General features: G+C 38.1%; 12 protein-coding genes. 8 read left to right on the top strand and 4 right to left on the bottom strand.

Features of this window, described 5'->3' with window-relative positions; all coding sequences use genetic code 11:
* Window positions 1-24: 24 nt before the first annotated feature.
* Entirely contained in the window at window positions 25-1,416 is a 1,392-nt protein-coding gene (gene mnmE / locus FKZ43_RS03245) for a tRNA uridine-5-carboxymethylaminomethyl(34) synthesis GTPase MnmE (RefSeq protein WP_140944451.1), read from the bottom strand.
* Window positions 1,417-1,563: 147 nt separating this feature from the next.
* Here mnmE and FKZ43_RS03240 point away from each other — a divergent pair, with 147 nt between their 5' ends.
* The 5 genes from FKZ43_RS03240 to FKZ43_RS03220 are packed head-to-tail and all read left to right on the top strand — an operon-like array spanning window position 1,564 to window position 7,972.
* Window positions 1,564-2,202 (top strand): TetR/AcrR family transcriptional regulator, encoded by a 639-nt coding sequence (locus FKZ43_RS03240; protein ID WP_140944450.1) that lies wholly within the window; start codon window positions 1,564-1,566, stop codon window positions 2,200-2,202.
* The gene (locus FKZ43_RS03235; protein ID WP_140944449.1) at window positions 2,199-3,515 is read left to right on the top strand and encodes a TolC family protein; all 1,317 of its coding nucleotides are present in this window, start codon (window positions 2,199-2,201) and stop codon (window positions 3,513-3,515) included. Before FKZ43_RS03240 ends, FKZ43_RS03235 begins: the two co-directional genes overlap by 4 nt.
* Before the next feature lie 11 nt (window positions 3,516-3,526).
* The gene (locus FKZ43_RS03230; protein ID WP_181180232.1) at window positions 3,527-4,564 is read left to right on the top strand and encodes an efflux RND transporter periplasmic adaptor subunit; all 1,038 of its coding nucleotides are present in this window, start codon (window positions 3,527-3,529) and stop codon (window positions 4,562-4,564) included.
* Window positions 4,565-4,583: 19 nt separating this feature from the next.
* Window positions 4,584-7,682 carry an efflux RND transporter permease subunit gene (locus FKZ43_RS03225; RefSeq protein ID WP_140944447.1) on the top strand — a complete coding sequence of 1,033 codons (3,099 nt, stop codon included), beginning with the start codon at window positions 4,584-4,586 and terminating at the stop codon, window positions 7,680-7,682.
* Entirely contained in the window at window positions 7,679-7,972 is a 294-nt protein-coding gene (locus FKZ43_RS03220; protein ID WP_140944446.1) for a PG0541 family transporter-associated protein, read from the top strand. The genes FKZ43_RS03225 and FKZ43_RS03220 overlap by 4 nt, the downstream gene beginning before the upstream one ends.
* Window positions 7,973-8,006: 34 nt before the next feature.
* Here FKZ43_RS03220 and FKZ43_RS03215 read toward each other — a convergent pair whose 3' ends face one another.
* Genes FKZ43_RS03215 through FKZ43_RS03205 form a run of 3 tightly spaced genes read right to left on the bottom strand, consistent with a single transcriptional unit; the run spans window position 8,007 to window position 10,742 of the window.
* On the bottom strand, window positions 8,007-8,810 hold the full coding sequence (locus FKZ43_RS03215; protein WP_419951029.1) for an enoyl-ACP reductase FabI: 804 nt from the start codon (window positions 8,808-8,810) through the stop codon (window positions 8,007-8,009).
* A 43-nt stretch (window positions 8,811-8,853) separates the two neighbouring features.
* Window positions 8,854-10,149, bottom strand: coding sequence for a phosphopyruvate hydratase (gene eno / locus FKZ43_RS03210; RefSeq protein WP_140944444.1), 1,296 nt, complete (start codon window positions 10,147-10,149; stop codon window positions 8,854-8,856).
* A 47-nt stretch (window positions 10,150-10,196) separates the two neighbouring features.
* Window positions 10,197-10,742 carry a 2'-5' RNA ligase family protein gene (locus FKZ43_RS03205; RefSeq protein ID WP_140944443.1) on the bottom strand — a complete coding sequence of 182 codons (546 nt, stop codon included), beginning with the start codon at window positions 10,740-10,742 and terminating at the stop codon, window positions 10,197-10,199.
* 34 nt (window positions 10,743-10,776) lie between these two features.
* Here FKZ43_RS03205 and FKZ43_RS03200 point away from each other — a divergent pair, with 34 nt between their 5' ends.
* From FKZ43_RS03200 to dtd, 3 genes are read left to right on the top strand one after another with little or no spacing between them, the layout of a single operon-like run.
* On the top strand, window positions 10,777-11,253 hold the full coding sequence (locus FKZ43_RS03200) for a Mut7-C RNAse domain-containing protein (protein ID WP_140944442.1): 477 nt from the start codon (window positions 10,777-10,779) through the stop codon (window positions 11,251-11,253).
* Complete coding sequence (gene prmC / locus FKZ43_RS03195) at window positions 11,250-12,149, top strand: peptide chain release factor N(5)-glutamine methyltransferase (RefSeq protein WP_140944441.1); 900 nt, start codon at window positions 11,250-11,252, stop codon at window positions 12,147-12,149. Before FKZ43_RS03200 ends, prmC begins: the two co-directional genes overlap by 4 nt.
* Window positions 12,146-12,607 (top strand): D-aminoacyl-tRNA deacylase, encoded by a 462-nt coding sequence (dtd, locus tag FKZ43_RS03190; protein WP_140944440.1) that lies wholly within the window; start codon window positions 12,146-12,148, stop codon window positions 12,605-12,607. The genes prmC and dtd overlap by 4 nt, the downstream gene beginning before the upstream one ends.
* The last annotated feature ends 138 nt before the right edge of the window (window positions 12,608-12,745 follow it).

Genomic DNA, 12,745 nt, shown 5'->3' with positions numbered 1-12,745 from the left:
AAATGTTTCACGTGAAACACTTTTTCACTTCCCGATGCAAAACTTTGAAAATATGTTGTTCAAAATATCATCCGTTGTAACTTCGCCTATTATCTCGCCGAGATGATTCAATCCAGCCCTTAAATCAACCGCTACAAGGTCTCCACTCATACCCTGCTCAAGTGACCTTAAAGCATAAATCAAACTTTGTTTAGCTCTCAAAAGCGCATCTCTATGTCTTACATTGGTGACGACAACGCTTGACTCTGTCCGAGTCATACCCAAAAACGATTGCTCAACCATAAGCTTTTTCAATTTCTCAAGCCCAAATCCAGTTAATGCCGAAATATAAACAACAGGAAAATCAACCATTATCTTCATATTCGGTCTCTTGCCATCAAGCAAATCAACTTTATTGAAAACAATTATACATCTTTTTGATTCATCCACGGCAAAATTTAAAACACGATGATAAATCCTCACATCTTCTTCATTTATTTCATCTGTTGAGTCAATGACAAGTAAAATCATATCCGCCTTTTTAAGCTGTTCTTCGGTTCTTCTCACGCCTTCGCGTTCAACTATATCAAATGTCTCCCTTAAACCAGCTGTATCAACGATTCTAAAAAGAACACCTTCAATGTTCAAACTCTCCTCAATTACATCTCTTGTAGTCCCAGGGATTTCGCTCACGATTGCTCTATTCTCATTTAAAAGCGCGTTCAACAAACTTGATTTACCAGCGTTGGGCTTCCCTGCGATGACAACTTTTATTCCCTCGCGATAAATCTTTCCAAATCTGAATGTCTCAATCAACTCATCTATCTCACCTATTACGTCTTTTATCTTTTCAGCAAGCTGTGCTTTGTCAACAAATTCAAGGTCTTCATCAGCGAAATCAAGCTCAAGTTCAACAAGAGAACAAAGATTTATAAGATCTTCTCTCATCTTTCTTATCTTTCTTGAAAGAGCTCCTTCAAGTTGAGAAAGCGAGCTTTGATAAGCAAGCTCCGTTGCCGACCTTATAAGGTCAGCTACCGCCTCCGCCTGTGATAGATCAATCTTCCCATTTAAGAACGCCCTCTTTGTAAACTCACCCGGTTGAGCAAGTCGTGCCCCAGCTTCAAGAACCGTCTCAAGAACTTTTCTTGTGACCAATATCCCTCCATGACAACTTATTTCAACCGTATCTTCACCAGTATAAGAATTTGGTGCCTTGAAAACAGTCGCAACAACATAATCCACAACATCACCATTTTTATCAACTATCTTACCATAGTGAGCAGTGTGCGTTTTAACATCAGCAAGCTTCCTCTTCCCAACAAAAACTCTATCGGCAACTTTTATAGCATCCTTCCCGCTTATCCTTATTACCGAAATCGCAGCTTCCCCAATCGCAGTTGAAATAGCCACAATTGTATCCTCAAGATATTTCATGATTTGTAAATTAATTTTTATGCGGAAATTCGTTTTTCAATTTAAAAAACAGAAAAAATAAAATCAAGATGAACTAATTAGTCAAAATTTGACTTTTTGGTCAAAAAGTATTATATTGAGTCAAACAAAAATAAAAACGGCTGAAAGTTGGCGAAATCAAAAAGAAGAGAAATCCTCAAGGAAAGGCATAAACAAGAAATAATTGAAGCTGCTCTGCATCTCTTCGGCACAAAGGGTTATAAAGACACAACAATGGAGGAAATAGCTGAACAAGCCCAGTTTAGCAAAGGGGCTATCTATTCTTACTTCAAAAGCAAAAAACAACTATTTAATGAAATCCTGACGAATCTTTTTGATAGGGTTCAATCGCTCGCTGATGAAGCGAAAAGATTAAGAGGAAATGCAAGAGATAGGTTGAGATTCTACGCCCTCGAACTCATCAAATTCTTCTTGATCGAAAGTAAATTCTCTTTTAATGTCATGATACAAGCGATTATGCAGATGGAATCGGATGAAAAAGAGTCAACAAGAAATTATGTCCTTCAGAGGTTATCACATATCTCAAAAATTTTAACGGACATAATCAAAGCCGACATAAAAAGTGGAAACCTCAAAAACATCGATCCAAACCTCGTCATCATGGCTTTTAACGGGATGTTAAGGGATGTTATATACGGTTGTTTGATTGATGAGGTCTCGGATGCTTCCCCCGAGAGAATAGTTGACTCAATTCTTGAAATCATATTTGATGGGATTTCAAAAAATAAAAAAGAAGCCGAAAAATGAGAAAACTAATTTTGTTAATTTTTTTACCACTTTCTTTGTTAGCCCAAAGAACGGTTCTCACGCTTGAAGACGCCATTAAAATCGCACTTGAGAACAGCAATCAGGTTAAATTAGCACAGCTTGAAATTTTAAAGTCGGACGAAAAACTCGTTGAAGCAAGGTCTGGGTTGATTCCAAGGATAAACGCCTCTGGAAGTTATTCAAGGTATTTGAAAAAGCCAGTGCTTTTTCTTCCACCCGATTCACCTTTTGGAAGGATGACAGGTGGCGTCATTGAGATCGGATTTGATAATTCATATCTCGGTGCAATTTCTTTGCAAATGCCTGTCTTTTCCTGGAATATCTATGCTGGGATAAGGTCTGCTGCCAAAGCTAAATCCATAGCCGAACAATCATATAAAGCTATCACTTTGAAGACAGTTTCAGATGTTAAAAAAGCGTTCTACGGAGCTCTCCTCGCAAGAGAAAACTACAAGATAACAAAGATGAGGGTTGACCTTGCTGAAGATAATTTAAAGAATGTTGAGAAGATGTATCGTCAAGGGATAGCATCTGAATATGACTACATCAACGCACAAGTTCAGTATCAAAACCTTCAACCCTTACTAATTCAAGCTGAAAATAACCTTGAACTTGCGAAAAACGCTTTGAAACTTGTGCTTGGGATTGATGTCAAAGAAGAAATTGAAATTGAGGGTGAGATGAAAGTTGACAGTTTAATCGCCATTGATTATGAGAGCTCCTTAAAAGAGCTTTATGAGAACAACCCAGATTTAAAGCAAGCCGAGTTATCAGTTGAGCTCTCACGTGAAATTGTTTCACTTGAGGTTTCTGGTCATCTCCCAGCGCTATTTTTGACAGGAAATTTTCAATATCAAGCTCAAGCAAATGATTTCAACTTCAATCAATATCGTTGGATAAGAACAACATTTATCGGTTTACAAATTCAGATACCGATCTTCAATGGTTTCGGGACGCAAGCAAGAGTTGATCAGGCAAGGGCATCACTTCAACAGGCGATTGAGAGGTTAAACTTCACAAAGCAGGCACTTGAAAACGAGCTTAAAAGCACCATCTACAAAATTGAACAATCTAGGCGCAGAATTGAATCACAAAGAAAAGCTGTTGAACTTGCTGAACTTGGGTATAAAATCGCAAGAAAAAGATTTGAAAGCGGTGTCGGAACACAACTTGAAGTAAGCAACGCCGAGGTCAATCTCGCACAAGCACGTTTGAACTACCTGCAAGCAATTTATGACTATTTGATCGCAATAAGTGATTTTGAAAAATTAATCGGTAAAACAAACCATTAATGGAGGAAAAGATGAAAAAGTTAATTTTACCTATAATTTTAATTGCTGGCTTAATTTTTACTTTCGGATGCGCATCAAAGAATGAAAATTTAAACAATACAATTGATGATGAAGTCGTACCTGTTAAGATTGCAAAAGCTCAGAAAAAAACCTACGATATCATCCTTGAATATGCTGGAACGGTTGAGCCATACCAGAAAGCCAGAATAGGAGCTCAGATGTCCGGGACGATTGAGAAAATTTATGTCAATGAGGGTGATTTTGTGAAACAGGGTCAAATTCTCGTTCAAATGAACACACAACAATTGACACAGGCAAAAATTCAATTTGAACTTGCACAATCTGATTATAATCGCATGAGATCGCTTTTTGAAATCGGCTCAATCCCTGAGCAACAACTTGAAAGAGCAAAAGCAAATTATGAAAGCGCAAAAGCGTCTTATGAATTGATGCTTTCAAACACACAGATTCGCGCACCTTTTGACGGTATAGTTACGGAAAAGCTTATGAACGAAGGAGAGGTTTTCACCCTTATGCCTGGGGCAGGCGGTGGACCTGGGATAGTTACTTTAATGAGAATTGACATTGTCAAAATAAAATTAAGCATCGCTGAAAAGGACTTCCCACTGATAAAGTTAAACCAGCCAGCTGAGGTACAAGTTGATGCTTATCCAGATAAGGTCTTTCTCGGTAAAGTCGTTCAGAAAAATCCTGCACTTAGTTCAATCACCAGAACATTTACCGCCGAGGTTGAAGTCCCAAACCCAGGATTTTTGTTAAGACCGGGGATGTTCGCCAGAGTTAAAATAAAAGTTGGTCAAGGTCAGGGGGTGATAATACCAGAGTCCGCTGTTGTTCCATTGCCAGGGTCAAATGTGAATTATGTTTTTGTTTTAAAAAGCGATACGGCAAGGAGAAGAAATATAACGATTGGGCGAAAGTTTGACGGTGAGATTGAAGTTTTAAGCGGTGTAAATGAAGATGATATTGTCGTCATAACTGGTCAGACAAAGTTAGCCGATGGAATGAAAGTAAAAATTATTGAATAAAAAAAGGAGGTTTTAAAAGATGAGTTTATCAAAACTTTCCGTAAGCAGACCTGTGACAACTTTAATGTTTTATCTTGCCTTGGCTGTCATTGGGGCATTTGCATTTTTGCGCCTTGCGGTTGATTTGCTCCCAAAACTTGAGCCACCAGCTATAAGCGTTGTGACAATCTATCCTGGAGCCTCAGCAGAAGATGTTGAGCAAAAAGTCACAAAATTAATTGAGGAACAAGTAAGCACTATAAACAATGTCTCAAAGGTAACATCAAGCTCAAAGGATAACATCTCAATCATAACAGTTACATTTAATTGGGGAACAGATATAGCAGAGGCGACAAATGACATTCGCGATGCAATTGACAGAGTTAAACGAAGATTACCAGATGACGCTGAAGAACCATCAATTTTTAAGTTTAGCACATCAACTTTACCTGTTATGATGATAGGTATCAATTCGTCTGAAAGTTTTCCAGGAATAAATAAAATTATTGAGGATAAAATTGCTCAACCGTTAAGACAAGTACCGGGAGTGGGTGCTGTTTTTGCCATAGGAGGTCCTCAAAGGGAAATCTTGATAAAAGTTGACCCCAAAAAGCTTGAGGCATACAATTTAACAATCCCTCAAATAGCACAAGTTCTTCAAAGTGAAAATCTTGGGCTACCTGCCGGGATTATAAAAGTTGGGATGAAAGAATATAATGTTCGTGTGCCGGGTGAATTCAGGTCAATTGATGAAATCAAATCAACTGTGATCGGGAATTTTCAAGGGGCTCTTGTTTATTTGAGAGATGTTGCAGATGTGGTTGACACCATTAAGGAACAAACAATAGATGTAAAAATTAATAATATCCCAGGAGTTTTACTTTTCATTCAGAAACAGGCAACGGCAAACACCATTGAAGTTGTTGATGCCGTTAAAAAAGCACTGCCACGAATTCAACGCACCCTTCCGAAAGATGTGGTTTTGAACATAGCATTTGATTCATCAGAATTTATCAAAAACTCAATCAGAAATCTAAGTCGGGCAGTCATATATGGTGCCGTGTTTGTAATTCTTATAGTTATGCTGTTTTTAAGGAAAATTAGAGCAAGTTTGATAATAATCCTCACAATTCCATTTTCTTTGATAGTCGCTTTCATAGTTTTGTATTTGATCGGCGGTACAATTAACCTTATCTCACTTTCTTCCCTTGCTATTGCCGTCGGAATAGTTGTTGATAACGCAATTGTTGTCCTTGAAAACATAACAAGACATATTGAAAGAGGAGAAAATCCAAAAACCGCCTCTGTGATCGCATCAAATGAAATTGGTCTTGCGATTACAGCATCATCGTTTACGAATATAGCGGTATTTTTACCGCTTGCGTTTCTCACTGGTATTGCTGGTTTTCTTTTCAAAGAACTTGGCTACCTTGTCACAGTTATGGTTCTAACCTCACTTATCGCCTCCCTTACATTAACTCCTATGCTTGCTTCAAGATGGCTGAAACCTCAAGAGAGAATAAGAAACCGATTTTTGGCAAACCTTTTTGAGAGGAGCGAGAAATTATTTAAAACGATTGAAAACTTCTATGGGGGGCTAATATCTTGGGCATTAAAACATAGAAGAATTATAATTTTAACTGCAATTTTGCTTTTTGTCCTTTCCTTCGTTGGCTTTAGATTTGTTGGTTTTGAATTCTTTCCCGCAAGTGATACAGGACAGATTCAGGTTGTAGCTCAACTACCAGTTGGAACAAGAATTGAAGAAACGATAAAAGTTGGAGAAGAAATTCAGAGGATAGTTCTTGAGGAAATTCCAGCGAAATGGCGTAAATATGTTTTTATGCGTGCTGGCACGACCGAACAAGGATTCGCAACTATTACGGGACAAGTTGAGGGAAACAATGTTGTAACGGTTGGAGCTCGGCTTGTTCCGTTCAAAGAGAGAGGTGTTTCAGCTCAAGAACTTGGAGCGAGGATAAGAGAAAGAGTGAAGTTCATTCCAGGGATTGAAAAGTTTGAAATTTCGCGTGGCTCGGACTTTCAGGCGCTTTTGTTTGGCGGTGGCAAACCACTCACAGTTGAAGTCGTCGGATACGACTTGAATTTAACTTCAAAAGTCGCCGAACAAATAAAGTTTGAACTTGAAAAAATCCCGGGGGCAAAAGATGTTCAAATAGGAAGAAGTGGACTTGCACCAGAAATTAGAATTGAAGTTGATAAACAAAAAAGCGCAGCTCTTGGACTTAACACCGCTATCATAGCTTCAACGATAAGAGCAAACATCTACGGACTTAAAGCAACATCATATAAAGAGCTTGGGGATGAATACGACATCACAATTCAACCCGGCTCAGACATAAGAAACAGCATCTCATACCTAAGCAACATACCCATAAAAACTTTCTCTGGGAACATTGTTAAGGTTAAAGATGTCGCAAGAATTTACGATACATTTTCACCGATTGAAATTCAAAGACGCGATAGACAAAGAATTATCCCTGTTGGGGCAAATGTTGAGGGTCGCGCCCTTGGCGATGTCGTAAATGACCTACAAAAAAGAATTCAAAAAATGGATATACCTCCTGGTGTTGAAATAAGATTTGCAGGTCAAGTAGAAGAACAAGCAAAAGCTTTCTCAGACCTTTTCCAAGTTTTAATACTTGGAGTTATTCTGACTTATATGATAATGGCATCTCAATTTGAATCGCTACTTCATCCATTTGTCATAATGTTTTCCGTTCCATTTGCTTTCACTGGAGTTGTACTCGGACTTTTGATTTTCGGCGTTCCATTTGGATTGACAGCATTTATGGGTCTTATAATGCTCGTTGGTATAGTCGTTAACAATGCAATAGTATTAGTTGATTACACAAATCTTTTGAGAGCTCGCGGATACGGTTTATTTGATGCTATCGTCAATGCAGGTAGAGCTCGTTTGCGTCCGGTTTTGATGACAACTTTCACAACGATACTTGGAACACTTCCACTTGCGCTTTTCAGAGGCGAGGGCTCGGAACTCTGGCGCCCACTCGGGATAGTTATGCTTGGCGGTTTAACCGTCTCAACTCTTATAACTCTAGTCCTCGTCCCAACGATTTACTCAATTTTTGAAAGAAAAAGCTTGGAGGTTAAATGAAGTTAATTTTGCTCGTTCTAAATCAAGCCCTTGAAGACGAAGTTTTGAAAATTTTTGAAGATTCAGATATTCGCGGTTACACCAAGATCACTGATGTCTATGGTCAGGGCTCAAATAAAGGAGAACCACATCTTGGAACTCATGTATGGCCAGAAATTAACACTTTAATCTTTACTGTTGTTCCAGATGAAAAAGTAGAAATGCTCATTGAAGCGATTGAGGTTCTCAATTCAAGGTTTGAAGAGGAAGGATTACACGCATTCGTTTTAAATGTAGAAAAGATGATTTAAAAAAATAGGCGGGCTTTCACGCCCGCCTTTTAAATTAACCCGCTATGAACTCCCCACCATCAACACCGATTATGTTCCCTGTCACCCATTGCATATCATCATGGCTCAAATGAACTATTGCCTTCGCAACATCCTCAGGTGTGGTTAATCTCCCAGAGGGATTCCTCTTCAAGGAATACTCAATCATCTGCTCATTTCCTGGAATTTTCCTCAAAGCTGGAGTATCTGTGACGCCAGCCCTTATGCCATTTACGGTTATTCCATACTTTGCAAGCTCAAACGCAAGCTGTCTTATATGTGATTCAAGAGCAGCTTTTGCTGCTGAAACCGGTCCATAATAAGCCCAAACCCTTGTTGAACCCTCGCTTGTCATTGCAAAAATTCTCGTCCCCTTCCCTATCAATTTCCTATGAAATAAATCTTGAACCCAATAGACCAAACTATGCGCCATAACATCAAGCGTCATCTCCATTTGCTTAGGCGTTACCTGATCATCGGGATTTTCAGCGATATAAGGTCTTAAAGTCCCAAAAGCAAGTGAATGAAGAACAACTTTTATCATTGATGGCTCATTCTGAAATTTTCTCTCAATCACATCAAGAACCTCTTTCCTTTTCTCGTGATCAGCTGCATTGACATTGAAAAATTCAACTTCAACACCATTTGATTTAATTTGTTCAATAACTCTCTCAACATTTGGCATAGTAGCTGCTCTGTCAAGATGAACACCAAAGATATTATAACCATTTCTTGACAGCTCAATCGCTGTAGCTGCACCAAATCCGCTTGATGAACCGAGAATTAAAGCCCATTTCTTGATATCTTGAGCCAATTTTATTCCTCTCCTTTGTTTTTTAAAAGATAAAATCGTTCAAAAATTTTCAAACTCTTAACCTATTTTTAAAAACAGCCACTCCAGCAAAAACAGCATCCTCACCAAGTTCTTCCTCAATGCGAAGCAGTTGATTGTACTTAGCAATTCTATCTGTCCTTGAAGCTGATCCAGTTTTTATTTGACCAGCATTCGTTCCAACGACGAGATCAGCTATTGTCGTATCTTCTGTTTCTCCAGACCTATGACTTATCACTGCAGTGTAACCATTTCGCTTTGCAAGTTCAATACAGTCAAGCGTCTCAGTTAAAGTTCCAATTTGGTTCAACTTTATCAATATTGAATTAGCGATCCCCTTTTCAATTCCTTTTGAAAATATCTCAATGTTCGTGACAAAGATATCATCACCAACAAGTTGAATCTTTTCACCAAGGGATTCGGTTAACATTTTCCATCCCTCCCAATCGTGTTCAGACATACCATCTTCAATTGATACAATTGGATATTGTCTCACAAGTTCCTCATAAAACTTTACCATTTGCTCAGAAGTTTTCTCGCTTTTGTCCGACTTAAAGAAAATATATTTCCCGTTTTTATAAAATTCGCTCGCTGCACAGTCAAGCGCAAGAAAAATATCTACTCCCGATTTATATCCCGATTTCTCAATCGCTTCAAGTATAACCTCAATCGCTTCAACATTTGATTTCAAATTTGGTGCGAAACCGCCTTCGTCTCCAACAGCAGTGTTATATCCCTTTGATTTCAATACAGATTTAAGTGAATGAAAAACCTCAACTCCCATTCTCAAAGCCTCAGAAAAGGACGGCGCATTTACAGGAACTATCATGAACTCCTGTATATCAACATTGTTATCTGCGTGCTTTCCACCATTCAATATGTTCATCAAAGGAACTGGCAAAACCTTTGCATTTACCCCACCTATATATCTGTAAAGTGGTAAGCCGAGATGATTTGCTGCAGCTTTTGCAACAGCAAGCGACACGCCAAGAATGGCATTTGCTCCAAGTCGTGATTTATTCGCCGTCCCATCAAGTTGAATTAAAAACCTATCAATCCCAACTTGATCAAGTGCATCCCATCCCTCTAATTCATCTGCAATTATGTTATTGACATTTTCAACCGCCTTTAAAACCCCTTTTCCAAAATATCTCTTCTCGTCATTATCTCTGAGCTCAAGCGCCTCGTTTTCCCCAGTTGATGCACCGCTTGGAACAGCTGCCCTGCCAATAGCTCCGGATTCCAGGTAAACATCAACCTCAATCGTTGGATTTCCTCTTGAATCAAGAATTTCACGTGCTTTAATCTCAACTATTGTCGTTTCCATTGTTTTATCCTTTTTTTGATGAAAATTATCAACAAAAACAAACAAAATCAACATCTAAATTTCACATCTCTCCAAACTCTAAAAACATCATCTGGCGGGTCATTGCGCCAAATCATAAAAATTGAACCAACTTCAAACTTCAATGGAACCCACATCTGTTGCAATTCAACCACCAACTTTTTAAGCTCTTCCCTACCCCTGACTTGCCCAACGCTCAAATGTGGAGTAAATCCGCCCTTGAATTTTCTAACATCATCACAATCCGGAACAACGCTTTGCAATCTTTCCTGCAGATTCACGATCTCATCTACCGGTTGAGGTTCAAGCCATATTGTATAACTTTCACCACGATGTTGAAAGTAATTAAACTTTGAAAGCGTAACATAAAACGGCTCAACTTCTCTGCAAACCTCAATAAATTTTTTATAGAGAAATTCAAACTCATCAATCGGTCTAAAAGGATAAATCATCGTTATATGAGGCATCCACCTTCTGAATTGTCTGTCATATTTCTCTCTTATTCTCTGTATCGGTTGCCACAGTTCTGCAGGTGGAATTATCACAACAGCTGTTTTGTGTGTTTTCCTCGCCATTAATTGCAAAAACTCGGTTAGTTTTTTATTTTATTTGAAAAATAAAGTCACCGTCAGCATGAAATTCGTCGCCGATATCATGCTCGGCAAACTCGCACGATGGCTACGACTCCTCGGCTATGATACGATTTACGATCCTAAATTACCTTTGAAAGAGCTCGTCAAAATCGCAAAGACAGAAGATAGAATCTTTCTCACGAGAAGCAAAAGAATAATTGAGGAAAATGATATCAAAAATTTTTACATCGTCAAGTCAGAAAAATTTAAAGAACAATTGAACGAGATCATAAAAAATTTAAACCTTGACACACAGACAAATTTATTCTCAAGATGTTCAATTTGCAACACAGAGATAGTTGAAGTTGATAAGTCAAGCGTCATTGATTTGATCCCAGAGGAGACCGCTAAATCCTTTGATGAGTTTTACAAATGCCCGAACTGTGGGAAAATTTACTGGAGCGGTTCACATACAGCAAGAATTTTAAAAATTTTAAGTGACCTGAAAAAATGAGCCAAACAGAAATGAAAACATGGCGCATAATTGACATAATAAACTGGGGGACGCAGTATTTTAAATCAAAGGGGATTGACGAAGCAAGATTAACGATTGAACTTATGCTTTGCCATATCTTGAATTGCAGAAGGGTTGACCTTTATGTTGACTTTGAAAGACCACTCTCAAAAAGTGAAATTGAAACCTTAAAGGAGATGATTAAAAGAAGATTAAAAAAAGAACCACTTCAATATATACTTGGCGAAACTGAGTTCATGGGCATTAAGTTTAAAGTCACACCAGATGTTTTAATTCCAAGACCTGAAACTGAAATTCTCGTTGAGAAAGCAATTGAGACGATAAATAAAAATTTTACCACTTCCGAGGTTGTTAAGGTTCTTGACATTGGCACTGGAAGCGGGAACATAGCCATAAGCATCGCAAAATTTCTCGGGGATAAGGTTTTCGTAACAGGAATTGATTTATCCGAAAAAGCAATTGAAGTCGCCAGAGAAAATTCCATATCAAACGATGTCAAAAACATAAACTTCCTCATTGCTGATATATTTGACGATAATCTTTTTGATCGCCTTGGGGGGAAGTTCAACATCGCGGTTTCCAATCCTCCTTACATTCCCGGTGATGAACTTGATAAACTTCAGGAAGAGGTGAAAAATTTTGAGCCGTTAATAGCTCTTACAGATGGAAATGATGGTCTCAAGTTTTACAGGAGGATTGCTGACATAGGTAGAGATATAATTTACGATGGTGGACATATCATAGTTGAAATGTCCTATGGTCAATCCGAAAAAGTCATTGATATTTTTAAATCAAGAGGATATGAGAAAATAGAAATTTTCAAAGATTATCTCGGTATAGAAAGAGTTGCAAAAATAAAAGTCAATCTGAAATGAGAGCTGTAGTGCAAAGGGTTAATCGCAGTAGCGTTTTAATTGACGGTAAAATTCACAGCCAAATAGGAAAGGGAATTTTGATTCTCCTTGGCGTAAAAAACGACGACACTGAAGAGGACGCAAAATATCTCGCAAACAAATGTGCAAATTTGAGAATTTTTGACGATGAGAACAGACGGATGAATTTTTCTGTAAAGGACATAAACGGTGAAGCCCTTGTCGTTTCTCAATTCACACTATATGGTGACACAAGATACGGCAATAGACCTGATTTCACACAAGCATCAAAACCAGAACAAGCGGAGACACTTTACAACAAATTTGTTGATTATTTAAAGCAATTAATCGGTGAAGAAAAAGTAAAAACTGGTGTCTTTAGAGCTATGATGGTGGTTGAAATCACAAACGATGGACCAGTTACCCTCATCGTTGAAAGCAAGGAAAAGGTTCAAAAGTAAAATTGAACTTTTAAAAAAAGAGAAGATGAATAATACCAATACTCAGAACCTTTTGTGCCATAAAAGTATATAAAGCCAAGCATCGACTCTGAGTTATCACTTGTCAACAATGTTGCGTTCAGGTTGATAAAGCCACTT

This window comes from Candidatus Thermokryptus mobilis, from assembly GCF_900070205.1.
Classification (GTDB): Bacteria; Bacteroidota; Ignavibacteria; order Kryptoniales; family Kryptoniaceae; genus Kryptonium; species Kryptonium mobile.
Note: the sequence above shows the minus strand (reverse complement) of the source record. Positions and strands in the feature narration are given on the sequence as shown.

What these genes read in the sequence shown, in the direction of transcription:
- mnmE (WP_140944451.1), bottom strand. Translation starts at nt 1,416, where the DNA reads ATGAAATATCTTGAGGATACAATTGTGGCTATTTCAACTGCGATTGGG.
- FKZ43_RS03235 (WP_140944449.1), top strand. Translation starts at nt 2,199, where the DNA reads ATGAGAAAACTAATTTTGTTAATTTTTTTACCACTTTCTTTGTTAGCC.
- FKZ43_RS03230 (WP_181180232.1), top strand. Translation starts at nt 3,527, where the DNA reads ATGAAAAAGTTAATTTTACCTATAATTTTAATTGCTGGCTTAATTTTT.
- FKZ43_RS03225 (WP_140944447.1), top strand. Translation starts at nt 4,584, where the DNA reads ATGAGTTTATCAAAACTTTCCGTAAGCAGACCTGTGACAACTTTAATG.
- FKZ43_RS03220 (WP_140944446.1), top strand. Translation starts at nt 7,679, where the DNA reads ATGAAGTTAATTTTGCTCGTTCTAAATCAAGCCCTTGAAGACGAAGTT.
- eno (WP_140944444.1), bottom strand. Translation starts at nt 10,149, where the DNA reads ATGGAAACGACAATAGTTGAGATTAAAGCACGTGAAATTCTTGATTCA.
- FKZ43_RS03205 (WP_140944443.1), bottom strand. Translation starts at nt 10,742, where the DNA reads ATGGCGAGGAAAACACACAAAACAGCTGTTGTGATAATTCCACCTGCA.
- prmC (WP_140944441.1), top strand. Translation starts at nt 11,250, where the DNA reads ATGAGCCAAACAGAAATGAAAACATGGCGCATAATTGACATAATAAAC.
- dtd (WP_140944440.1), top strand. Translation starts at nt 12,146, where the DNA reads ATGAGAGCTGTAGTGCAAAGGGTTAATCGCAGTAGCGTTTTAATTGAC.